Here is a 26466-nt window from a genome sequence, read left to right as displayed (position 1 = left end):
CTTTCCTTAATCATCTGTTAGATCGATCATTAATAACAACTTGAATTATTGATAGAACAACAGAAATAATCAGAATCATTACTCCAATAGATGCAGAGAGACCCCCATTAAACTGTTGAACACCTGTCTTATATAGGTAAGTGTTTAGGAATTCAGTAGAACGGCTAGGACCTCCACCAGTGGTTTGAATAACAATATCAAAAGTTTTAAGAGAACCCACAATGCCTAAAAGAATCAAAGTGTTAGTAGTTCCAGAAAGATTTGGAATAGTTATTCTAAAAAGAGTATTCCAAAAACCACATCCATCGATTTTAGCTGCCTCGTAAATATCATCAGGAATTGACATAAGACCTGCGTAATAAATAATCATTGAAAAGCCCATCCACTCAAATATATTGATAGCGCATATAGAATAAAGTGCTATACGTGGATTACCCAACCAACTTTGCGACAAGAAACCAAGATGTAGAAAACGCAATGCTTCATTAATAGCACCTACATTAGTATCCATAATTATTCGAAAAATAGCAGCAATAATAACAGGAGCCATCGCAATCGGCATAAAGAAAACTGCTTTAAATAAACTAGATCCTCGTAAACGTTCCTTGAGAATAACAGCAAGAAGCAGACCAAGTGCAGCCTGGATGAACACAGTAACTACCATAAATATTATATTGTTTTTTAACGCTATCCAGAAAATAGAATTTGGAACAAGCAACTTAATATAGTTTTTTAAACCAATAAAGTCCATCTCCTTTGAAATACCATCCCAGTCAGTGAATGAAGTTGCAATTGTAAAACCTATGCAATAATAGATAAAGAAACCTGAAAGGATAACCAATGGAGCTATGAATAAGTATGGACGAATCTTAGTTTTCCAAGAGCCAATATTATTCCCACTATTTTTCATCATCATTTTAGACAAGTCGTTACGATGAACAGCAGTATCATCTATAGAGCCTTTAGTCGTGCAGTTTTCCATTGCTGACATCATGAGAAACCTCCGTTGGTGTTCAGTAAATTTCTGTATCGTTTCAGATTTATTGAACAAAAACTCGCAATAATTAATGAAAAAGCAATCAATAAGAGCAAAACATCTACAGCAACAAACTTACTACTTCAAATATCTTACCCATATAGCCGTTTTCATATCTTATCTCTGAAACGATTCAGTTTTTATTTACCTATTTTAAGTATAGGATAATTCAAAATTTTGTCAATACATAATAAATAATATTGAAAATGAATTATTGAAATATATAATATAACTCTCTACTACAGATACACGCGTTAAATACTTGGAGAAGATTTACGGCACACAAGACAACAATCAACATCAATACGCTGTCGAGGAAAACGTCCACCTGATACAACTTGATCTACGATGGATTTAACTGACAATTTAGCAATCTGCTTACGACATGGGTTTACACTTGTCAAAGACGGAATTGTGTACTTTGCCTCATCTATATCATCAAAACCAACTACACGAACACTTTCAGGAATACTCACTCGCATCTCACGCAACTGACTCACTACGCCCAGTGCTAATAAATCATTCAAAGCAAAAATACCATCTGGCCTTATTCCTTGTGAATACATATCACGTACAGCTTTTGCACCTTCTTCACTAGTCCAATCACCACATTCACGAATCATTAACGGATCAAATGCTATTCCATGATCAGCCAAGGCCATCATATATCCCTTAGTACGCATTGAACGCGAAGATGGTATAACTTCATCTAGCGTTCCACCCACTACTGCTATAGTACGACATCCTGAATTTATAAGGTGATTAGTAGCCTCCATAGCACCAGAATCATTGGCTATTACCACATGCGGGGCTGGGGCATTAAAAATACGCTCACCCAATATCACCAAAGGATAGTTGCCTTTAAGCTCATCAACATCAATCGATGTCATGCATGTTGGGCTCAGTATTAATCCATCTGTCATATTACGTGACATAGCTTTGATTGAGCTAATTTCATGCTCACGATCATTTCCAGTAGATTCGACTATTATTCGATAACCATACTCTCGAGCAGCTTTAATTATTTCCTCGGCCAATTCAGCAAAATATATCTGCGTAAGATCTGGTATTGATAATGAAATCAATCCTGTATGACCACGACGTAAATTACGAGCTTGCTGATTAGCAGAATAGTCCAACTCTTCAATTGCATTCTGAATCTTTTGTTTCGTTGTAGACTTCATAAACGGATAGTCATTAAGATAATTAGAAACTGTGGCCATAGACACATTAGCAAGTTTGGCAACGTCGCGTAAAGTTGATCTGCGTGATTCAGCAGACATAATATATTTCCTTAAATAATCGTTTTATATAATATGAAATTAAAGTTCTGAATGGTTTTAGAAGTAAGTGTAAATCATACCTAAGATTTACAGGATAATCTAAATTTAAAATAAATAAAATATAACGTATTAATTTGTTTATACATTACTTAATTAAAGAAAAATGGGCATATAAAGTTGTTGCGCGTAAAGAACTACAATTCGACTACAAAACCAAGAACACTTCCCCGCGTTTGTTCCCAAAATCGCCAAATATGACAACAAACACGAGCAAAAATAAACGAACGCGGGCTAGCGTGATCAACAAAAACACAATTATATTAAAAACTTAAATTAATACGACAATACAAGGGTGCGCATGCTATGCATATTTGTTACGCAAAAGCATGCACACCCAACTTATTTCTAATTACAATTCTTCTTCAAATGGTTCATATGTCTGTTTCAAAACAAAATCAAAATATCTTACATGACCCCATTCGTCAGGATTACCAAAATGTAATACTTTCAAATTGTGATTATCATACGAAAATGCGTATAAATCTTTATTACTTATATCGTATGCAGACGTATATTGAGTCCATGGAACCAACATCTCATCATCTACCGATATTCGTAGAACTCCCTTAGGGGTGTTCTCCATTGACAACAATTGAAATACTTCATTAATCGCATTCCCGTCATCAACTGGCATAGACATTAATTTTGCATAAGCCGCTCTCAAAAATCGACTTTCTGGTTTATAGTCGCTAGGTATATCGAGTAATCCACTTATGTTCTCATCCAATCCTACATTATTCACAGCTTCATTGTTGTCATAAAGATATTTGCGATTGGTAGAACGTTCAAGATGAGCCTTCAAATTATTAAGATGCCAGTCAAAGGTCGGAGCATTTGTAAATACACCAACTGTATTTTCAAATATTTTAAAACCATTAGAAATAGAAGGTTCTACAACTATAGATCTCCCTGTTTCGTCGGAAAAAACAGCATGTTGCGGAACAGACATCCCCATCATTGGACCAGGTTCATTAACTATTCCTAAATCCGAATTGAGTGAATTAATGATCTCATCGAGAGAACGATACTGAGTTAATATCCATGTAACTAATTCTTCTCCACGAAGCGCAATTTTATTAGAATCATCAATTTCTTTCTTACTCACATATCGGAAGAAGTGATCGAAATAGAAAGACCCACCGCATATTCCGTATTCATTTATTCCATCTAAAATAACAGGGTTCTTATGCACATCTTTAGCCCAAGCAACACCCATTACCGCACATTTAGTAATAAATGGTGTATAGGTTGATTCTATAGAGGTACCAGACGGTATCTTCATACCAGCATATTCAAACTCTTGTTCAAAATCTTGGGTTCTTCCCCAATATGAATTTCCTTGTTTGCTTCTTATTCCAATTCCAGTACACATTGTTATTACTCCTTTATAATAACTAACTGAAAATAAAAACTTTTTATCAATTGACTTGTGAGACTAATTCATCCTGATCATTACGAGCAGAAGGTATTGCAGCTATAACAGCACCTACTAGTGCTACAACTGTTCCAATAAGTGTAATAACGTATACTTTTGCACCTAACGCTGGAACAAGCCAGTCGATCAACACAGACCCAAGTAATTGTCCAGCCGTCGAAGCTAGTCCTAGAAGAAGTAGACCTAATCCTCTCACCAATAAAGCCATTAATGCTATAGACAATAATCCAAGCGGACCACCTAAGTACATCCACCAAGTCAATGGAAGATGGAAAGAAGTCTGACCTGTAGCGATTCTAACAATAAGAGCAATTGCTAGTACGGAAAAACCTACTATAAAGTTCCAAGTTATAGAAACTAACATAGAACCAGTTTCATTAGCCACTGCCGAATTACCAGCAGGTTGCCATCCCGCTAAAAGACCAGCAGCAAATGGTAGAACAGCTAGAAATACAACTGACGGAGCATGCCAGCTTGGTGAAACAACCATAATAGTTGCAACAATTGCAAGAATTGCACCAGATATACGAGGTAAATTAAACGGTTGCTTTGTATCTACACCTATTCCAAATCTATCACATAATAATCCAGACAAAACCATTCCGCAGATTAAAGTTGTCTGGAATGTTGCAACACCAAGTACGGATGCAGATGCTCCTTCGGAAAAAACAACCATAGCTCCACATAATCCAGCTAACCAACTCCACCAAGGTATATTATTAGAGCGAATTTTCGAAGGAATTGAAGCAAATTGTTGTCTTGTAGACGCTCGAGAGAGAATTATGATAAACATAACAACAAGTCCCGAACCGAATGATACTACTGCGCAAGCATTGCCATCAGCTAATTCTTTTCCCAATTGTCCATTCACAGCAGATTGCATTGGAGAAAGCATACCAGCCAATACCGTTCCAATGAACAATAAAGGAACCATGTAACGTTGTTTACTATTCATAATGATTATCTCCTTTCATATAATTCTTCACTCTTATAGTGAATAATAATTTTAATTTGCAATTATTAAATTTCTTTAGAAAGCCACTTAACACAATTAGAAAATAGTTGACCATATCCACTCCATTGCATAAACGCTTCCGGAGCCCAATGAGGAGCTATATCTGATGCAAAAGCAATACTTCTGCCTTTATCTACCTCATTAACAATGAGCAAAGGATTATCATCAACTTTCATGAGAATATTAGAACTTTCTTTAGCTAAAAGCTTTTGATATCCAAGAAGAATTGGAATAGGACTCAAATCATTCACAATTGGATGATTGGATACTATTTTAGGAATTACACCTTGAGGTTTTTCAGCTCTATCATCAAATGGACTTATTTCAACAGGAAGCACATCTTCAATAGATGTACCATGATAATGAGCTTTACCTTCAAATCCAGCAAAGGAAAGATATCCGCCTGCCATCATCAGTCCATGGCCTTCACGAACCCATTTAGCTAATAAATCTAAACGATTTACGCATCTTTTTCCTTCACCAAATACCCTATTAGGTAGTAAAAATGAATTACTTCCTATATCTGAAAGTATCACAACATCGTATTTGTTTAATTCATCCATTGTCCATGGAAAGTTTTCTGGAACATCATGAGCTTTTAGATGTGTAACATCGTGACCGAACTTTCTAAGAGCATCAAGAAATTCCACGCAACCAATTTCTAATTTAGTGGATGTGAATTCATCAAAACCTTTATATTCTGTAGTGGATGAAATCCAAGATTCTCCAGCTAGTAAAACTTTTGTCATATAAACAGCTCCTTTGCTTTTAATGAATAAAAACATCTCTACTTTGTAAATCTCACACATTAAGGATGTTCTTATAAAAAATAATAAATCTTTTGCGCAAATAAAACAAACACAAAAAACGCTAAAAATATGGGCTAAAAGGGCTTCATTGCTAGAATACTATAATATTTTTGCGCAAATTTTTCTATTGTAAAAGTTTTTGCGCAATAGTAGCATTAACAGTATTAAATTACTTATTAAACTATTGCTTTTTCAATAAAACTTATGGAGTCTATATGTCAATTGTTCAAGTGGCTAGAAGAGCAAATGTATCTACATCTACCGTATCGAGATATTTGCATGGTACGTTAAACGTAGAAGACTCTACAGCACAAAGAATTGACGAGGCTGCACATTTCTATAAATACACAACTAAAATAAACTCAAAGACAACTTACAAAGCACTGGCGCTTGTTATTCCTGGATTAAATAACCCATTCTATAGTGAACTATGTCAACAACTATCCATGGCAGCAGATGGTTTAGGATATGCATTAAATATTAAAATATCGCAAGGAAATCCAATAAAAGAAAGAAATATTGTTGAATCCATAATTAAAGAGCAAAAGTATATTGGACTTATATACGCCGGATTAAATAACAATAATATAGCTTTGCGTAAAGTAATACCTTCTGGAATGAATGCCGTTCTAATAGATGAGCAAATGAATGATGAAAAATTATCTAATATATCAACAGTAACTGTTGACAATTACTCTGGAGCATACCAAGCTGTCTGTTATCTACTTTCCCTGGGACATAAGAGAATAGCCTACGTGTCAGGACCAGATGGATTAAGCACAACCTCAGACAGAAAACATGGCTATTTATCCGCTTTATCAAATAGCAAAATATTATACGATGATTCTTTAATATTTTCTGGTCCATATACTGAGGAATTTGGAGAAAGTATATTCCCATACATAGTAAGTAACCCAGATCCACCAACCGCAATATTCTGTAGCTCAGATATTTCAGCACTAGGGTTACTTGGAGCAGCTGAAAGATATGGATTAAAGATACCAGATGATTTATCTGTAATAGGGTGCGATGGAATTCATATTGGCAAATGGGCGCATCCTAGCTTAACAACATTGCAGCAACCATTTGAAGCTATTGCTAAATCTACTTTAGAATTAATAAGTTTTAATGGAGAAACAAAACATATTCAATTACCCTTAACGTTAACTATTAGAAATTCTACTTGCAGAATAAAAAATTAGATCATCTGAAATATACGTTTGTTACAAGCTCTCGTAAAAACAGTAATTCATATTGATACCCACGAAAATATTGGAAATAAGCTCATATACAACGGCTTATCCGACTACAAAACCAAGAACACTTCCCCGCGTTTGTTTATCAAATCACCAAATCCGAAAACAAACGCGGGCAAAAATAAACAAATACAAGAGCACACGCCAACATAACGACACACACTACAACCACTTACTTGCGTAAGATAATTCTTTCATTAGAGTCCCAAAAAGGATTAATTCAATTCATTGTTAATGCGAAACAATTAGCTACGTATTAAAAAATGTTAAAAGATTTTAAGCTAAATACAGATGTTAAAAATGTAAAGAACAATAATAACAACTGATAATTTGTTTCCATTGTTTTATAGTACTTTAGCATAGATTTTTTAATAAAAAGTTCACCTTCTTTATCTTTATCATCAGATTTTAAATATTTATCAGTTACAGTCATATCATCCAAATCAATTTTTGTTGAATAAGATTTATTTTTATAAATATTCATACGAACTCCAATAAAACAAGAAATTAGAAGAATAGCTACAGCCACTATTTGCCTAGAATCTACAACTGACTTATTAATAGCAAAATCGTTGGAAATAACAAAATCATCATTAACAACGAGATTTTTAACAACAATAGAATTATTAGGAATAAGAGAATTTCTATAACAAATAAAATCATGAACAGTAATAGACATAAACACAATCATCGTAGAAGCATACATATACATGCGATTATCTCTTAAATCATCATATAAATAATCATAAATTTCTTTACAGCAAACTTTTTTTATTTTGTAGTGGGAGTAAATAAAGAAAAATAAAATAATTACAACATAAAAAATCAAAACAAAATAATTTACATAAACAATAGAGAAATACGAATAATCATGAATCGCATAAATATTAAAACCACTGAGAAAAAAGCAAAAACAAAATAAAAAAGAAGAAAATTGTTTATTTTGCGTATTAAAAATAAACATCGCTGATAATGGTATAGCAACTAGAATAATATAAAAGAATCCTATATAAGCACCAATAAGGTCTAGAATTTTTTTACACATACATTCTTTATAAGCTTTAATCTGCAAATTAGAGCAATCCTCACACACAGGGATTTTATTAAACATAGGCAGCGTCGCCTCGATTCAATGAGTAATTTATTTAGATATGAAAATGGGGGCTGAGAGAACCCAGCCCCCGAGTGGCTTAGTAAAACCAAACCACTGGAAGTTGCAACTTACTCAGCTCTACTGCAAGAGCATACGCTCTTAGTTTAGTAAAGCCAAGTAGGTAGTGCTTAGTGACGCATCTTGCGAACAGCAGCACCCATACCAGCAAGCATAGAAGCAGCCAAAGCAGTCAAAGCAACACCAACACCAGCATTACCAAGCTTCTCGCCAGACTTACCATGACCCTTAGCACCCTTAGCAGCAAGCTCACCCTTAGCAGCAGCCTTACCAGCCTCCTGCTGAGCAGCCTTACCAAGCTTGCCACTAGCAGCATCCTTCATAGCCTTAGCAGCACCTGGAACATCCTCAAAATTAGGAGCCAAAGGATCAGAAGTCACAACAGGAGGAAGCTGAGAAGCCTCAACACCGAAAGTCACCGCATCGTTATAGCAAGCCTTGTACTCAGCCAAAGCAGCATTATACTTAGCAGTAGAAGCAACAGCCTTAGCCTTAGCCTCAGCATAATCCTTATTAGCCTTAGCAGTCTCAGCAACAGCAAAAACAACCTTAGCCTGAGCACGATCTACAGCATCAGCAAGACGCTGAGCCAAAACAGAATCATTCTTAGCAGAAACATTATAAGCTTCCAAAGCATCCTGAGCAGCCTTCAAAGCCTTCTCAGCAGCTTCCTGAGCAGCTACCTTACCAGCCAAAGTAGCCTTAGCCTTCACATACTCAGCATAATCCTTAGTATAAGCAGCAAAAGCATCATCAAGATGCAACTTAGCAGTCTTCACAGCCTCAACAGCCTTAGCCTTATCAGCAGCCTTCACATGAACATGCTTTGTTTCACCTGGCTTAGTTGGCTGTGAAGTTGTAGTTTTACCACCAACGAGTTTAGCAAGCTCTTCCTTCAAAGCCTTAAGATTAGCAACATCCTGAGTATAACCAGAATTATATGCCGCTAACGCTTCCTTGGCTTTATCAAATGCAGACTTAGCCGTGTTATACGCGTCTTGGGCACTACCAATTGCCTTACTTAAATCCTCACCACTCTGCTTATTATTCTCAGGTCCGTAAGCCTTATCAGTATCTTTGTCGAAGTCGTCATTACCCTTTTTCTCATTGCCTTGCTTTGCCTTATACGCAGCAAATCCAGCGTCATAAGCAGCGTAAGCAGCAGTAAGAGCATTACCAGTCTTCTCAAACTCAGCCTTAGCCTGATCATAATTGTTCAGAACATCCTCAGATGGCTTAAGATTGTTATTCTTCATCTTTGCTTCAAGAAGAGCAATGGACGTCTTAAGATCTGCAATCTTAGCATCAGTATCAGCATCAGCCATTGCTGGGGTTGCCATTGCGAAGCCGGCAAGCAAAGTAGCGCCAGCAGCGAAAGCGGCGACAGCCTTCTTATTCATCATTTTAATTTCCTTTCTTCTTCTCCTCCGTGCTAGGAACACGAAAAAGAATTTGCCTTATGCGGTTTCCCGCGTAGCACCAGTTGAACTAGGGATTCACTGGTTGCTGATTCAAAAGATACAACATGCTTTAACAAAAATCAACCAAAACATTCAGCTTACATTCAGGTTTGTTTTGAAGTTTTTCTGAAAATTCACAATAATATACACAATAAAACGTAAAAATTACGACTAATCATATTTAAAAACAGAAAAATATCCAAGACACGCCGTATATAGAATTTTTTTAAGATTCTTTCAGGTTTTTTTAAGGTTTGCATTTAATTGGCGTGTCGTCTATGACACACTGCCAAAGTTATTGCTATTAAAAACTACACAACAATATCTATTCAGACTCATATACACAACTACAATCAAACAAAATTACGATAAAAACAAGAAAACTACTATAAAAACAAGATAGTTATTGCAAAAGTTAAAATTATAAATTCTCACTTCATTCGTCAATGCTTGATTGCTCAATATAATCTAATGGTTTATCAATAAACCTTCGAAGCGCGACTTGTGCTGCTCCAAGCAATGCAGACCTTCCACCAACTTCTGACATTAATACTCTAACATTCACAGCTTCGCTGCATAATACTTCAGAAGTAAGTTCTTTACTAATTCTTTGCGTAAGACAAACACCAAATCTCTGCCAAATGCCACCCAAAATAACCGTATTAATATCCAGTAGATTCACAGCAGACCCGATTACAGACACTAAAGCTTCTACTGCTTTATCGACAGCGCTAACAACTATCTCATCACCAGATTTCCAACGTTCAAGTAAAACATTTACAGCTTCAATTTTTGTTGCATCACACCCACTGGCAATGTGAGCAGTTTCAACCAATGCTCTCCTACCAGCAAACGCCTCTAAGCATCCACGCCTTCCACACCTGCAAACAGGACCATCTAAAGACACAGACACATGACCTATTTCTCCAGCAAAACCATTTTCACCATAAACAACATGTCCATCTCTAACAACAGCACCACCAATACCAATATCTGTTGATATGTATATAAAAGAATCTGAAGGCTTCATAATGCTATCGTTTTTACGCTGCGTAGCAAAACCAGGAATCTGCGCTATAGCCGCAAGATTAGCTTCATTTGCAGCAAACACATTAAGTCTCTTAACAAGCTCATATTGTCCAAGATTAAGGTTTTTCCATCCTAAATTCGGCGACGCCAACAAGATAGATCCATCAATCACAACACCAGGCAAAGCTAATGCACCGCCGAGTATAATGTACCCTAATTCTCTAGCTTTTGTTTCACTACCAAGCACAATATTATTTAGATTATCAAAAACTTCATTAGCAGTGAGCTGCTCCATATCGCAATCAACCCATTGCTCGTCAATAACATCACCATTTATATCAACAGCAGCAAAACCATAACCATCAGTATTTATTTGTAATCCAAAAGCACAAAAACTTCCAACGCTAACAGCCAGTGAGGTACCAGGACGACCATAATGCACAGAAACACTATCTGCCTCATGAAGAACCTTACTAGATATAAGTATTTGCACAAGCAAAGATATCGTAGCCTTGGTTAAACCAGTTGCGCGAGCCAATTCCGCACGAGTCATAGGCTCTACAGAGCGTAAAATAGTGTCTAAAACAACAGACAAATTATGATTGCGCAAATCATCCTGATTTATACTTCGTAAAGCTGACATGCTACCTCTTTCATTACTGGACAAATTCTAATACGACACATAAATCTAACGCACAAGTAATCAACCTATAGGTCACAATACTAATAGAAAATTCTCCTAAACCGTGCTAAGCTTTAGTTTAGTTCATTCATCTAACTAATTGCAAATCAGCGAGTGCAATTTTTGCGCAATTGCCTTCAGATGAATAGAAAAAATAAAAATGTCAAAAAGAATAACAGTCTACACAGGAGTAACTATGAAACAAATACTTGTTGCTGGAATTGACACATCAACTCAATCAACAAAAATACGAATTACAGATGCCGAAACAGGAAAATTAGTACGTTTCGGACAAGCAAAACATCCAGAAGGAACTAGCATACACCCAGATAGATGGTGGGAAGCGTTCCTAAAAGCAAAAGAACAAGCCGGAGGACTAGATGACGTCAGCGCACTGTCAGTCGGAGGTCAACAACATGGTATGGTACTTCTAGACAAGCAAGGAAACATTGTTAGAGATGCACTACTATGGAATGATACTCGCTCAGCACCAGAGGCTACACAGTTAATCGAGAGTCTACAAGGTAAATCAGAAAAAAACACTGATAAACAAAGCCAAACCCTTGAAGGAAAGCGTAACTGGGTTCGTGCAGTTGGATTATCCCCTGTAGCGTCATTCACTGTAACAAAAATTGCTTGGGTAGCCAATCATGAACCTGAACTAGCAAATAAAGTAGCGGCTATTTGCTTACCTCACGATTGGCTAAGCTGGAGAATTGCAGGATATGGTCCATCTAGCTCTTCTAATCCTTCTAATAGGGATACTATTGGACTTGATAAACTTTTCACGGATCGCTCAGATGCTTCTGGCACAGGATACTTTGATTCAACCACTAATAACTACAGACGAGATTTGATAAAACTTGCATTCGGTAGAGACGATGTAATTTTACCTAAAGTTTTAAACCCTAACGAAATAGGAGCATATGCAGATCCAGAAATAGCAGGTAAAAATGTGGCCGGAGGATGCTTAATAGCTCCTGGAGGCGCAGATAACGCTATGGCTGCTTTAGGCTTAAACATGGGAATTGGAGATGTATCTATATCACTAGGAACATCAGGAGTAGCCGCAGCCGTTTGTCAAACACCAATATACGATATGACTACTGCAGTTGCAGGTTTTGCCGACTGCACTGGACACTGGCTTCCATTAGCATGCACAATTAATGGTTCGAGAATAATAGACGCTGGATGCAAAGCACTAAGCGTCGACTACGAACAATTCGCAAATCTATCAGCACAAAGCATACCAGGAGCACAAGGAATTACACTTATACCATATTTTGACGGAGAACGCACTCCAGATAGACCAAATTCTACGGCTAGTATATATGGGCTAACATTAGCAAACACAAAACCTTCTAACATAGCGCGCGCTTTTACAGAAGGATTGTTATGCTCTCAGCGCGATTGTTTGGAATTAATAAAATCACTAGGAGTCACAGTAAAAAAGATTCTACTAATTGGAGGTGGCGCAAAATCATCAGCAATACGAGAATTAGCACCATCTATATTAGGAAGTGATGTCACTTTACCAAAAACCGACGAATATGTTGCTATCGGTGCTGCAAGACAAGCAGCTTGGACTCTTTCAGGTAAAGAGTATCCACCTATTTGGCAGAATGAAATAGAAACAACTTTGTCCGGAGAACCTAACGAAGAAATATATAAAAAGTATTTACATTACCGCAACTTAGAAAAATAAATAAAATAAATATTCCAATATGACATTTATTTGAAAATGCTCTGTTATAGCACATTGTTCAATGTAATATAACAGAGCATTTAATATATGCATGTGTATTTAAAAATATAAAAAGTGCATGCACCTTACGGTACATGCACGATTTTGATTACAATAATTTGATTACAACAATTACTAAAGCTACAATTACTAAAATTACTTTTTGCGCTTCTTGCTAATCAAATCATAGGCAACAGCAGCCACAACCACCAAACCTTTAATAGTTTTGACAATAGCGGCATCCGCACCCATAATAGACAAGCCCTGATTGAGAACACCCATAATTAATGCACCAACCATAGCGCCAGGAATCGTACCAGTTCCACCAGAAACAGCAGCACCACCAATGAAGCATGCAGCAATAGCATCCATCTCAAATTCTTGCCCAGTTGCAGCGGTAGCAGATGCAAGTCGAGACAATGTTACAACAGACGCTATTGCTGTAAGAACACCCATCGTTAAGAAAATCTTGAAATCAACCAATTTAGTATTTATGCCAGAAAGAATAGCTGCTTTTCTATTTCCACCAACAGCATAAATATCACGACCAAAAATCATGCGATTCAACACGAACCAAAAAACTCCAACGAGAACCGCAATAATAACCAATACTATTGGAATACCGCCTTGCTGAGAATTTCCAGAAGATGCCAATAAATAAGTAATAAAACCAATAGCTGCAACGGATACAACAATTTTCGTAATAGTAAACGAAAGTGGCTCAATCAATAATCCAGTCTTCAACGACTTCGCTCTCTTACGCAGTTGCACAACAATTACACCTACAATGGCAAGAGCACCTACAACTATAGTTAATCCATCATATCCGCCCCAGAATCCAAAAATATTAGGAAGATAATCTTTTGCAATAGCTCTGAATTCGCGAGAACGTAATGGAATAGACTCGCCTGCAACAACAGTTGCCAAACCTCTAAAGATCAACATGCCACCTAAAGTGGTTACGAATGCAGGAACTTCAACATACGCTACCCAGAATCCATGCCAAGCACCTATTAGTAAACCTATGAAAAGCATGAAAGCGATTGCAAGCATCCAATTCATTCCCCAATGCTTCATAGCAAAGGCACCTAAGCCGCCAATGAATGCAACAGCAGATCCAACAGATAAATCAATATGTGTAGCAACAACAATCATAAGCATCCCGATTGCCGTAATCATAACATATGCATTTTGTTGGAATAATGCAACAACATTATTTGGATACAACAACCTATTTCCAGTCAACACTTGGAAAATAATGATAACAGCAACGAGAGCAAGATAAATACCGTAAGAACGAGCATTCCCCAGCAATAGCTCTTTTAATCCAGGAGCACCAATAGCTGTATTTTTCTTCTTTGAATAAGCAGATATTGATCCAAACATAATATCCTCTTTCTTTGCTACGCAACGATGCGAAGTTTAATTACTAATAAAATCTGATAGATTGAACTATTCAACGGTAAATGACTTCTCATATTCCAATGGAACATCACAAGTCATATACTTCATTAATTCTTCTTGATTTGTCTCATGAGCATTCAAACAAGCTGTAATTTTGCCTTGACTCATCGTGTATATACGATCACATATACCAAGCAATTCTGGCAATTCCGAAGAAATAACAATTATTGCACTACCAGAATCCGCTAACTTGTCGATAATCTCATAAATGTCATACTTAGCGCCTACATCAATGCCACGCGTAGGCTCATCAAGGATAAGAAGCTTAGGCTGAGTTGCCACCCATTTTGCCAATACAACCTTCTGCTGATTACCACCTGAAAGATTGCCAACAGGCATTTCAATAGTGTTACACTTCATACGAAAATCGTGACGATATTCTTCAGCAACTTTCGCTTCCTTATGTCTATCAATAACACCCAGATTACTAACTGACTTTAAATTAGCTAACGACGTATTTTCTCGAATAGAAGCTAATAAATTCAATCCGTAAACTTTACGATTTTCTGTAGCGTATGCCACAGCATGATCAATTGCAGAACGAACAGAATTGAATTTAACCTCTTTGCCATCTAAGTACAATTTACCAGACGCATTAGTGCCATATTGCCGACCAAAAACACTCATCGCAGTTTCAGTTCGTCCTGCACCAATCAATCCAGCTAAGCCAACAATCTCACCCTTACGCACATTGAAACTAACATCATTAGCAACTAATCGTTTTTCATCCAACGGATGATGCACTTTCCAATGTTCTATTCGAAAAGCCTCATTACCAATTTTTGCAACATGCTCAGGATACCTATTAGTAAGAGGACGACCTACCATATGGCGAATCAACTCATCTTGATCCAATGGATGCTGATCATCAACATCAATATGAGTAATTGTCTTACCATCACGTATCACTTGTACAGCATCAGCAATATAAGCTATTTCATTAAGTTTATGGGAAATAATAATAGCTGTAATACCACGCTCACGACGCAAACGATCAATCAGATGAAGCAAATTTGCAGAATCCTCATCATTTAAGGCTGCAGTAGGTTCATCAAGAATTAAAAGTTTTACATCTTTAGTCAAAGCTTTTGCAATCTCAACAAGCTGTTGTTTACCGACACCAATGTTAGCAATAAGATTACTTGGATCTTCATCCAATCCAACAGTTTTCATAACTTCGCGAGCAATACGATATTGTTCAGTATCATCTATAGCAATTCCCTTTTTAATCCTATTGCTGAGGAAAATATTATCAGCAATACTCATATACGGCACTAAAGCTAACTCTTGATGAATGATAACAATTCCTTTTGCCTCAGAATCACGAATCGTTTTAAATTTACAAACATTACCTTCATAAATAATGTCTCCCTCATACGTTCCATGAGGATATACACCAGAAAGAACATTCATCAACGTTGATTTACCGGCGCCATTCTCTCCACATATTGAAAATATTTGTCCACGTCGGACTTTCAATGTTACGTCTTCAAGCGCTGTAACCGAACCAAAACGTTTCACGATATGACGCATTTCAAGGATGACATCTTGTTTGTCAGTCACTGATTTTTCCTTTCTTAATGAAATACGATATTGTCGTAACTGAACCAGTATCAAATGCACTCAGCTACATAATTGATTAGCAGCCGAGTGCTCGACTAGTATCACAAACCAGCATCAGCTGCCGAAATATAGCCAGAATCAACAAGCTCTTTCTTGGCATTCGTTTTATCTACAGATACTGGTGACAGAAGAACAGAAGTAACATCCTTATTACCGTTATTAAAGACATCCTTTGTATTTGGCTTCTTACCATCAACAAGATCTTTAATCATTTTTGCTGTAGCCTTAGCGAGCTTACGCGTATCTTTATACACTGTCATCGCCTGTTTGCCTTGAACAATTGCAGCAACATTAGCCTTTTCAGCATCTTGACCAGTAATAATTGGGAAATAATTCCATCCAGCAGACTCAACAGCGTTAACAGTACCCAACGCAATAGCATCATTTGGAGCAAGAACTGCATCTAACTTCGTACCATCGTTATAGAAGGAATTAATGCGGTTTTCCATTTCAGCCTGTCCCTTTTGCCTGTCCCAATTGTCAATACCTATTGACTTCCAATCATCAAGACTCTTTGGAACTTTGCCGGACTTAGATTTCAAGACACCAGATTTAAAATAAGGCTCTAGCACTTTCCAAGCACCTTCATAATAATATCTAGCATTATTATCTGTTGGAGATCCAGACATCAATTCGACATTAAATGGTCCTTTTTTACCTTCTTTAAGACCAAGCTTGTCCACAATGTACTCTCCCTGCATACGACCGACATCTGTCAAAGAGAATGTAGCATAATAGTCAACAGCATCGGTGTTCATAATCAAGCGATCATAGGCAATAACTTTTGCACCATTAGACTCAGCAAGCTCAGCAGCGGCTCCAGTAGCAGTTCCATCGATTGATGCAATAACTACATAATTTGCACCTTGATTTGCCATATTCTGAATTTGAGAAGACTGTAAATCAGTTTTACCATCAGCATATTGCAGAGTGACTTTATAGCCAAAATGCTCAAGTTCTTTCTTAAGATTCTCGCCGTCAATCTGCCAGCGTTCCAATTGCTGTTCTGGCATAGAAATTCCAACACTAATCTTTCCACTCTTATTAGCAGCTCCACTAGCACCACCACGCGTAGAAGGAGCTCCACAAGCAGCAAATGGCAACAACATAGCCAACGCACCAGCGATACCAATGATCTTTTTCCACTTTTTCATCATTATCCCTTTCGGCTTTGAACGGAATATTATTTAGTAAATAACGACAAATTGTAAAATATCTTTTTCAAATACTTACATACAACCAAGCGTGTCACCCCGAAAAATCAGAGCGACACGCCAAGTTAGGAGGAAGGAAGAGAATGACGCAATAACTCTAACAAATATTTTGTTATTAAATATTCACACTTTTACTCAGTTATACTAGATACAGTTTGAATCACCCTTCTCTTAGAGCATCAATAATGTAATTGTTAATCGTTGCCTTCACTGATTCAAGATGATCAGATTTAGTTGCAGCGATCAACTTTTCTTGAGGAATATCCAAAGCATATTCTTCAAGAGATGACAAGCTGGCTGTGCCATTTTCTACAGTTAATCCAATACCAGAATCGTATGAAGAGTACCGATCTGCCTGTAAATTCTCAATGAATTTATCTTCATGCATTTTTGCAGCGACCAATAAGCCTGCTGCAAATGAATCCATACCAGCAATATGAGAACGGAACAAATCCTCAGCATCAAAAGACGTACGACGTGGCTTAGCATCAAAATTAAGACCACCATGAAGACCAATCGACCCTTCTTGCAAAACTTCCCACATCACAGTTGAAGTTTCATAAAGATCAGTTGGGAATTCATCCATATCCCACCCAATGAGCTTGTCCCCTTGGTTTGCGTCCAAAGATCCAAGAACACCTGCTTCTCTAGCAGTACGAATCTCATGTTGATAAGTATGACCAGCTAAATTAGCATGATTACCTTCGAGATTCAGCTTAAATACATCCATCAAATCATATGTTCTCAAGAATGCAATTGCAGTCGAAGCATCAAAATCATACTGATGCATCGTTGGCTCTTTAGCTTTTGGCTCAATCAAGAATTGCGCATCAAAACCAATTTCCTGCGCATAATCATGGCACATGTGGAAGAATTTTGCCATATGCTCTTGTTCGCGCTTCATCTGTGTATTCCACAAGTTCTCGTATCCTTCACGACCACCCCAGAATACATAATTTTCAGCACCTAAGCGCTTGCCAATCTCTAAACTATGCTTTAGCTGACCTGCAGAGTATGCATAAATATCTGCAAATGGAGATGTTGAAGCGCCAGACACAAATCTAGGATTTGTAAACAGAGATGAGGTATTCCATAGCAATTTAATACCTGTTGACTTCATGTTCTCTTCAATTTTATCAACTACACGATCGAGATTGCGATTTGTTTCACGAAGAGTATCGCCTTCTGGAGCTATGTCACGGTCATGGAAGCAGAAATATCCCACAGACAATTTCTGGAAAAGCTCAAATGCATAATCGACTTTAGCTAAAGCCTCATCCATAGGATCACTATATTTGCCATAATACGGTCTATGAGCTGTACCAGTTCCAAATGGATCAACAAGAGTTTGGTCGAAAGTATGCCACCATGCAACAGCAAAGCGCAACCAATCTTTCATCTTTTTTCCAGCTACAACTCTATCCGCATCGTAGTAGTGAAAAGCTAGACCCTCCTTTGGACCTTGCGCTCTACCTACATATTCGATCTTATCAATATTCCATAAACTCATATTGCTCCTTTGCTCAAACCAGCACGACTTCATGCCGATATCAATATAGTAAAATGATTAACCTAAGTTTGTCAAATGATTTTACTATTTCGGCGTTTCTTACAAATTTACTTGAGACTAGAAAAATAGCTTAATTAAATCAGCAAGCAACACACGCCAATGGACCGATAACTCACAAATGTAAATTGCACACAAAATCAATGAATTATACGATACCAAATACACAACAATATGATCAAAAGGTCAAAACATAAGAACATAAACCCGCGTTTGTTCCCTTTTTTAGCAAATATAGAAACAAATGCGGGAATACTTGCCCGTGTTCGTTTACGCATTTGGCGATTTTGGGAACAAACGCGGGCGAATCTACGACTTCGAGCTTAAAGCGCAGCACGCGAATGCACTTCGATTCGCTGAGCCGCTCAAACGTAAAGTCCAGTGGACTTTACGTGCAGCGAAGACGTGAGCGTGCTTAAACCGCGCGAGCAGCATGACCACACTTTACACCAGATTCAACACAAAACATGCACAAATACAAGCAAAGCGGCATGAAGCTCATGTAAAACACAAACTTCATGCCGCCCTATAGGAGAAAGCTACGAGAATTTTGGTTTGCCACTTATACTGTCCACCATAAATCACTCGTAGCCGCGATGACAATGAATCAATAAGTCACATATATAAACCCTTAATTCCGGATTATCAAAAACATATCAATTTTTAAACGCTGCATTAACTCCTGCAAAATTTTCTCATTCTAGTCAAAAACAATAACAGCCGCTTCAAAATCATGAAGATTACTTATACACAAGCTATCGCCATCGAACGATATTTTTATACTTTCTGACATAAAAGTTTCTATATTTTTATCCACAAATTGATGTGGAATAGGCAATATAACTTTACAAGGTGATTTAGCAAAAGTATGCAGCACAACAAATAGAGGATTATTACAATCCATAGGTTTCCTTATGATTGCTTGCCAACCTTTAGGACTACGATAGCTGACTATTCCACTACCAATCCAACTACTTATACCGCGATCAATTGTTTTATTAATTTTTTGATACAGACCTATAGCCTTATCTATTAACCTCCATTGCCAATCAGATAAACTTTCAACATCCCCAGATAGGCACAATCTACCTAGAAAACCCGTACAAAGCCTATAAATGACAGCATTCTCATCGAGATTTTCCCTCATCACTGCCCAAATTTGCGATTGTCTCGGCAAAATCATCCTATGCATATTGGCTGCAATGATAGGAGATTCAATACATTCATGTGCATCAGAGAAGCTGGCCATTGAAGCAATTTGCATAAAAGATTGAACTAATCTATGACCACCAGCTGAGCATATTTCAATAACAAGATTAGGTAAAGATTTTCGTATTTCATCAAAGAAAGACATAGTAGCTTGAATATGCGAGTAAAGACCATCACCAAGAGAGTTATAATCACACCTATAATCGCAATCTACGGTTTCACAACCTATGCCTATAGAGTCATTGTAATCCACTTTAAGGTAATCAATTTTATTTTCTTTCAAGAAATCAATTACTCGCACACGTAAGTATTCTCTTACATTTTTATTTCTCATATCCCAAAAACGACGTTGCCCTGACGTTATAGGAACACCATCCCTTTTAAGCAGCCATTGCGTACGATTGAATAAGGATTCTTCATCTTCTCCCACTGCTTCAAATTCAAACCATATTCCAACTTTTAAACCTAAGTTATGAAGCCTTTCTACAACATATTTCATACCGTGAGGAAAAGATTGTTTATCAACACACCATTTACCGAACCTTATTGCAGTATCAAACGACTCATGATCAAACCAACCAGCATCAATAACAACATAGTCAATATCATGCTTACTTATTATTTTAGATTGCGAAAGAACACTTTTCTCAGTAGGCAATCCCCATGTTGAGCAATATTCATTAAAAATTATAGGAAGATATGCCTTCTCATTTTTCGGCAGAGATAAATTCTCACGAGTATGTTCCAATAAACATTGAGATGCTAAGTCAACTCCACCTTGCACTACAGTTGCGATAGCAGAAGGAGCAGTAAAAGATTCCCCAGGGTTAATTGTATGCATCCAATGACCAAACTCACGATCTGCAATACCTCCAGATATAGAAAGACCATTATCGCGCCTATATATTTCCATCTGCCAGCTAGAAGCATGAGTTGTTGATACAGCCCATGTAACATTATTTACAATATCTTCTATTGCAATAAAAGGAGCCCACTCTCTCACGGGGAAAGACCCTACACTTCCAAACCGTAAAGAATTTGCACTATGCTGTTGCCAATCAGGCTCTAGCTGAAGATCTTCTGGTCTTTCTGTGATTAAACGTCCCTCTGCACTCCAAGTACTATGAAGTCTGTGTATTCTCATGCTTTCTGCTGCAAGACCTGTCAATAATGGCGATAGAGAACCTAAAGTAAAACTCGACAACATCTCTAACGTAACGGGTTTATTTCCACAATTTTTTACTTCTGTAGTGATCTCTATAGTTGACGAACAAGCTCCAAATTGCAAATTATGAATATACTGTACATGTCTACTGTCTTCTAATACTGTAGTAATAAACGAAGATTTGCCTCTCATAACGCAATTCTGAGAAACGAAATGCATGCCCTGCACCGTAGATGAATTTCTCATTGTTCTGCCTTGCGCGAAACCATCTGGATAAGAATCACCAACGATTTTCGCTTGTATTAATGGTTCTGGCTTGCAATCATCACGCATTGCTTTATCGGCAAATTTCTCTGGAACCAATATAAAATCAACGTTATCGCAACCTATATTTCGATAAATAACCGATATCCCATTATTTGTAAAAATTTTAGTTTTCAACATCATATTTATTCTTTCACCTGATTAACCACTAGCAACACAAAAGCCATATAAACTATCCATTTTTACGATAACGAGTAGATTCACGAATAACTAATTGCTCTGTATTATGACCTATAAAATGTGGCTCATCTTTATCTATTACTGCTTTACCATTTGACTGATCTAGAATTATCTGAGCAGCATAAGCTCCAAAAAGTTCAAAATCTTGGTGCCATGTCGTTAATGCTGGAACAGATAATCTAGCAATTGGGTTATCGTCAAATCCAATAACATTTATATCTTCAGGAACATGTTTACCAACTGAATATAAACCACGCATAACTCCTAAAGCAATTTCATCATTACCAGCAAAAATAGCAGTTACATCATTGCGCCTGCCAAGAGATACACCAATTTTTTCAGCATCTAATGGATCCCACGAGGTTTTATATGGATTTGGTATTACTGCTCCAGCTTCCTCTAAGGCTTTTTTCCAACCAGATTGCCTAGTTTGCTCTTCATCTTCTTCTGGAGGCGCAACATAATAGACAGTATCTGATCCAAGAGATAACAAATATTTTGTTATCGCATATCCACCCTGATCATCGTGAGTGAACAATTGATACTGTCCCTTACGTCTATTCCCACCAATAAGAACAATTGGTAAATCTTTCTGCGCATTTCTGATAATTTCATCACACGCTATTCCATATCGAGGTTGATCAATTATTATTCCCAATGGATTAGTACTTAATGCTGACTTAATACATTGCTTAAGAGTATAAGGAGATTGATGCTCATCAAACAAAATAACGTTAACCACAACTCCTGATTGCGAAGCTATTCTTTCAACGCCTTTTATGCAACCAACAACGCCATATAGTAAATCTTGACCAGCGAAAAATGTTATTACATTAGATCGCTTTGAAGCTAAACCTTGCGCAAGCAATGACGGATGATAATCAAGTAATTTAATAGCATTAGCAATACTTTCCCTCTTAGCTGGCGTTAAACTCTCAGAATGATTAAGATACCTAGATACAGACGATGTAGATACTTCAGCAAGCTTAGCCACATCACTAATAGATGGCGGTTTATTATTATTGTTCGACCTCTTTGTCACAATATAATCTCCCATCAAAACCACAATTTAATATTAAAACTACTAATTAAATCTAACAACCAATGCAACCACAAATAGCAGCTACTACTTTACTGCACCTCCAGTAATACCACTGATTATCTTTCGCTGTGCTATACCAAAAACTATAAGCAATGGCAGACTCATAAGAACTATATACGCAAAAATCAAATGCCAATTATTAAGATACAATCCAGCGCTAGCAACATTATACAAATTAAGAGGCAATGTACTCATCTTTCCAGAAAGTATAAATAGAGCGTAAAAAACGTCATTCCATATATAGAGTATAAGAAGAATGGTTGCAGTAGCAATTGTTGGTGCAAGAAGCGGAAGAATTAGCATGAAGAATATTCTAATAGGCGAAGCACCATCTACCCTCATCGATTCTTCTAAAGCCGTAGGTATAGTACGAATAAATCCAGTTACAAAGAATATAACTGTAGACAAATAAATACCAACATAAACGCAAATCATTCCTACTGCAGTTCCAGAAAGACCAATCATTTTCAACAGCATCATTACTGTAACTACGGCAGGAGGCAATATTAGCCCAGATATACCTACAACATACAAAGCTGCAACAGGCTTAGTTGCACGTCTTGCTAAAACCCACGAAGCCATTGACCCGACAAATATAGCAATAAACACAGATGGTAATGTAACAATTATAGATCCAAAAAATGCCGCTAACATTTTCCCATCACGTATAACAGTCAAAAAATTTTCAAGCAAATGCCATTGTTTAGGAACAGACATACTAAGTTTCAGTGCTTCACTCTGTGTTTTACCAGCGGTAATTATCAACAGCCAAAATGGAATTGCAAGAAATATAATCATGATAAAAATTACAAAAATATCATGAACTACACGTCGAGCAACGCGATTAATCTTTGATAATCTAACAGAACTATTGGAATTTACAATCGTCTGATTGCGAAAACATAAATTTAACAAACGCATTAACATCAGAAAATATTCCTTTCCCTACGGCGTAGAATATATATAACAGGTAAAGCAATAAGTGCTACTAAAATGAAAAGAATCATACTCATTGTTGTCGATTGAGCATATAATCCTTGCCCAAATGTACGCCAAATAAAGATGTTAAGAATTTCTGTAGAACCACCAGGTCCACCCTTTGTCATAGCCTGCACCATATCGAATCCATTTAATGAACCAAGTAAACTTGTCGCAACATTAAACGTGAATGCGGGAGCTAACAGAGGGAATTTAATTTTCCAGAAAATCTGACCGCTACTTGCACCATCAATATAAGCAGCTTCAAGAACATCTGAATCAATAGTTTTTAATCCTGCAAGGAATATAAGCATTGACAAACCCATCCACTTCCATCCTTGAACGAACGCAATTGTAATGATTGCAGTATGGGTATTAGCCAATAATCCAGTAGTTATACTATGACCAAATATACCTGAGAGAATCTGATCTAGCGCACCTGAATTTTTTAAAACTGCCTGCCAAATATATCCAACAGCTAATGCAGACATAATTACAGGTATAAAAAACATTATTCTTGCTAATCTATTTAACAGAGTATCCTTTTCTAATAAAACAGCCAAGAATAATCCAAATACATTTTGAAAAATAGCAATACATATAGCATAAAACAATGTTATTTGTATATCTTTCATTAAGATTCCGTTTTGGAATAATGAAAGAAAATTATCAAAACCATTAAAATTAATAGTATTTTTAAAAGCAGACCAATCAGTAAATGCATAAACAAAATTCATAATTGTTGGAGCAATAAAGAAAACTGTCAGCATAATACCTGCAGGAATCAAAAAAGCTAAGGGGTAATTTTTTCTCATTAAACTACTATGAGTACCCATAATAAATACCTTTCAAATAACTTCACGCAGACAGATAAATATAATTCAATACCCGCTATAGGTGATTAAGAGATTTAAAAAATAAATCTCTTAATCACCTCATTAATGAATATTTTTAAGAATCAAAACTCTGTTAGAATCCTTTTGCACCCTGGGCTTTTGCAATCTGGGCAAACTGATCTTGCGTTGCTTTAGCTACTTGTTCTGGATTCACAGTTCCATTTATCATGTTAGCGAGATTCAAATAAAGATCTGGATTAGCAATAGCAGCTGACTGCATAGATGGAGCACTATGACCAATAGAATTAGCAGCATCAATCAAAGCTTGAGGAACAGTTGACGGAGAGTCAACAGTCTTAAGAGCGGAAACAAGGTTACGATCATTAACAAAATTCTTATAACCAACAGACATCCAGAAATTCAAGAATTGTCGTGCTGCAGATTCACGTTGCGCGTCACCAGTCTTGAAAGCTACTACTGCGCTTGAAGCTCCAGGAGACAACGACGAGATATTACCAGAAGCAGAAATCGGCAAGAACCCTAAAGTATCATCTATAACTTTCTTATCATTATTGGCTAATGCAGCAGCAATATTAAATTGAGCGTTATTACCAAAAATCATACCTGCTTTGCCTTCAAATAATGCTGCAGCTTGATCATTAAGCGTTGCAGAACCAGCATCATTATTAAACAATCCATCATCAAATAACTTCTTATAATTCTTTATAGCAGTCATAATGATCTTGTCTGTAAACTTCTCTTTGCCGCTATTTACACGATTCCAAAGTCCAGCACGAGCCGATTCTGCAAGTTGAACCTGAACACCCCACTGAGTACCCCATTGAGAACCACCCATTTCGAAGAATGGAGACTGTGCTGCATGCGTCTTTTGTATTTTCTTAGCAGCCTCGAGCAGCCCATCCCATCCTTTAGGAAGATCAGTAATACCAGCTTTTTCAAATACTTTCTTGTTGTACCAAACGCCCATAACATTAACTGGGGATATCAAAGCTGCATATCGATGACCCTTTGTTTTCCCTAATTCAGAAATACCAGACGCATAATTTTTAACCCATGGAGCGTGATCCAACTTCTGTAATTTTCCTGTACTAACAAACCCAGCAAGCATAGAATTTGTAGGTTCCCAAGTCGCTAAATCTGGCATATCTCCAGTAGTAATCTTTGTTTGTACATTATTTTCATAAGTGTCTGGAATTGTTTGTAAATCCACTTTTGCGCCAGTAGCATGTTCAAAATCTTTTATAACACGCACAGGTACTTTATTATCAGATTGACCAACCCAAAAAGTCAGCTTAACTCCTGATAATTTCCTATTTGCATTCGGCCAATAATTTGCAGAAGTTGTAGACTCATCAGAATTATTACTCATAGCAGCAGGATTACCACATCCCGACAAAGTCAATCCTAGACTGAGTACACCAACTAATGCCAGCTGTAGAATAGTTTGCCTTTTCATTGAATTCTCCTTTGAACCTTCTTGGCAATAAACTCATACGCCACTCGACAAAGCTTGTGACACCTTTATAGTAACGCATATTGTTTGAAAGCGCTACCAAAATAATAAAAATAATAAAAATATGATTTTTTCTTTATATATAATGGCTTTATTGCAGTTAACGATAAACTTAATAATAAATTTGAAAACGTTTTCAAATAAAAATCGCTGCACTAGTAAGATCAATAATTATTATTAAAAGCTCAAAATTTATATAAAAATTAATTTTTAAATTCATCTATCGAAAAATTAATACTCATAGAGTATTAATTATAAAATCTATCACACACAATAAGCCCTTAAAAAAC

The 26466-nt window shown here is 36.8% G+C and carries 19 protein-coding genes; 2 read left to right on the top strand and 17 right to left on the bottom strand.

Annotated features, from left to right (window positions below):
* Positions 1–10: 10 nt before the first annotated feature.
* From P0106_RS02855 to P0106_RS02835, 5 genes are all read right to left on the bottom strand, one after another.
* Entirely contained in the window at positions 11–994 is a 984-nt protein-coding gene (locus P0106_RS02855) for a carbohydrate ABC transporter permease (protein ID WP_020759438.1), read from the bottom strand.
* 296 nt (positions 995–1290) lie between these two features.
* Positions 1291–2319 (bottom strand): LacI family DNA-binding transcriptional regulator, encoded by a 1029-nt coding sequence (locus P0106_RS02850; RefSeq protein ID WP_473730409.1) that lies wholly within the window; start codon positions 2317–2319, stop codon positions 1291–1293.
* A 409-nt stretch (positions 2320–2728) separates the two neighbouring features.
* A complete protein-coding gene (locus P0106_RS02845; RefSeq protein WP_004114441.1) occupies positions 2729–3751 on the bottom strand; it encodes a linear amide C-N hydrolase in 1023 nt (340 codons plus the stop codon).
* A gap of 46 nt (positions 3752–3797) precedes the next feature.
* Positions 3798–4769: a DMT family transporter gene (locus tag P0106_RS02840; protein WP_004114440.1), complete on the bottom strand. Its 972-nt coding sequence runs from the start codon at positions 4767–4769 to the stop codon at positions 3798–3800.
* A 65-nt stretch (positions 4770–4834) separates the two neighbouring features.
* Positions 4835–5578 (bottom strand): glutamine amidotransferase, encoded by a 744-nt coding sequence (locus P0106_RS02835; protein ID WP_004114439.1) that lies wholly within the window; start codon positions 5576–5578, stop codon positions 4835–4837.
* Positions 5579–5853: 275 nt separating this feature from the next.
* Between P0106_RS02835 and P0106_RS02830 the strand changes: the two genes are divergently transcribed.
* Positions 5854–6840: a LacI family DNA-binding transcriptional regulator gene (locus tag P0106_RS02830; protein WP_116692303.1), complete on the top strand. Its 987-nt coding sequence runs from the start codon at positions 5854–5856 to the stop codon at positions 6838–6840.
* Between the two features lie 310 nt (positions 6841–7150).
* On the opposite strand, the gene P0106_RS02825 is transcribed toward P0106_RS02830, so the two are convergent.
* From P0106_RS02825 to P0106_RS02815, 3 genes are all read right to left on the bottom strand, one after another.
* Complete coding sequence (locus tag P0106_RS02825; RefSeq protein WP_101887708.1) at positions 7151–8005, bottom strand: hypothetical protein; 855 nt, start codon at positions 8003–8005, stop codon at positions 7151–7153.
* A 170-nt stretch (positions 8006–8175) separates the two neighbouring features.
* Positions 8176–9468: a hypothetical protein gene (locus P0106_RS02820; RefSeq protein ID WP_473730408.1), complete on the bottom strand. Its 1293-nt coding sequence runs from the start codon at positions 9466–9468 to the stop codon at positions 8176–8178.
* Between the two features lie 493 nt (positions 9469–9961).
* The gene (locus tag P0106_RS02815; RefSeq protein WP_102720818.1) at positions 9962–11197 is read right to left on the bottom strand and encodes an ROK family transcriptional regulator; all 1236 of its coding nucleotides are present in this window, start codon (positions 11195–11197) and stop codon (positions 9962–9964) included.
* A gap of 235 nt (positions 11198–11432) precedes the next feature.
* Between P0106_RS02815 and P0106_RS02810 the strand changes: the two genes are divergently transcribed.
* The gene (locus P0106_RS02810) at positions 11433–12941 is read left to right on the top strand and encodes a xylulokinase (RefSeq protein WP_473730407.1); all 1509 of its coding nucleotides are present in this window, start codon (positions 11433–11435) and stop codon (positions 12939–12941) included.
* Positions 12942–13136: 195 nt separating this feature from the next.
* On the opposite strand, the gene mmsB is transcribed toward P0106_RS02810, so the two are convergent.
* The 9 genes from mmsB to P0106_RS02765 form a co-directional block, all read right to left on the bottom strand.
* Complete coding sequence (gene mmsB / locus P0106_RS02805) at positions 13137–14366, bottom strand: multiple monosaccharide ABC transporter permease (protein ID WP_004116257.1); 1230 nt, start codon at positions 14364–14366, stop codon at positions 13137–13139.
* A 66-nt stretch (positions 14367–14432) separates the two neighbouring features.
* On the bottom strand, positions 14433–15977 hold the full coding sequence (locus P0106_RS02800; protein ID WP_032834003.1) for a sugar ABC transporter ATP-binding protein: 1545 nt from the start codon (positions 15975–15977) through the stop codon (positions 14433–14435).
* Between the two features lie 131 nt (positions 15978–16108).
* Positions 16109–17221, bottom strand: a complete 1113-nt coding sequence (locus P0106_RS02795) for a substrate-binding domain-containing protein (RefSeq protein ID WP_032836459.1) — start codon at positions 17219–17221, stop codon at positions 16109–16111.
* A 220-nt stretch (positions 17222–17441) separates the two neighbouring features.
* Entirely contained in the window at positions 17442–18791 is a 1350-nt protein-coding gene (gene xylA, locus P0106_RS02790; protein WP_473730406.1) for a xylose isomerase, read from the bottom strand.
* 757 nt (positions 18792–19548) lie between these two features.
* Positions 19549–21669: a glycoside hydrolase family 36 protein gene (locus P0106_RS02785; RefSeq protein WP_285060154.1), complete on the bottom strand. Its 2121-nt coding sequence runs from the start codon at positions 21667–21669 to the stop codon at positions 19549–19551.
* Between the two features lie 49 nt (positions 21670–21718).
* Positions 21719–22768, bottom strand: coding sequence for a LacI family DNA-binding transcriptional regulator (locus P0106_RS02780; protein WP_004116267.1), 1050 nt, complete (start codon positions 22766–22768; stop codon positions 21719–21721).
* Positions 22769–22852: 84 nt separating this feature from the next.
* A complete protein-coding gene (locus tag P0106_RS02775; protein WP_020760477.1) occupies positions 22853–23626 on the bottom strand; it encodes a carbohydrate ABC transporter permease in 774 nt (257 codons plus the stop codon).
* Between the two features lie 128 nt (positions 23627–23754).
* The gene (locus P0106_RS02770; protein WP_004116271.1) at positions 23755–24642 is read right to left on the bottom strand and encodes a carbohydrate ABC transporter permease; all 888 of its coding nucleotides are present in this window, start codon (positions 24640–24642) and stop codon (positions 23755–23757) included.
* 133 nt (positions 24643–24775) lie between these two features.
* Complete coding sequence (locus P0106_RS02765; RefSeq protein WP_119676137.1) at positions 24776–26119, bottom strand: ABC transporter substrate-binding protein; 1344 nt, start codon at positions 26117–26119, stop codon at positions 24776–24778.
* Between the last annotated feature and the right edge of the window lie 347 nt (positions 26120–26466).

It is taken from the genome of Gardnerella sp. c11Ua_71, from assembly GCF_055818025.1.
Note: the sequence above shows the minus strand (reverse complement) of the source record. Positions and strands in the feature narration are given on the sequence as shown.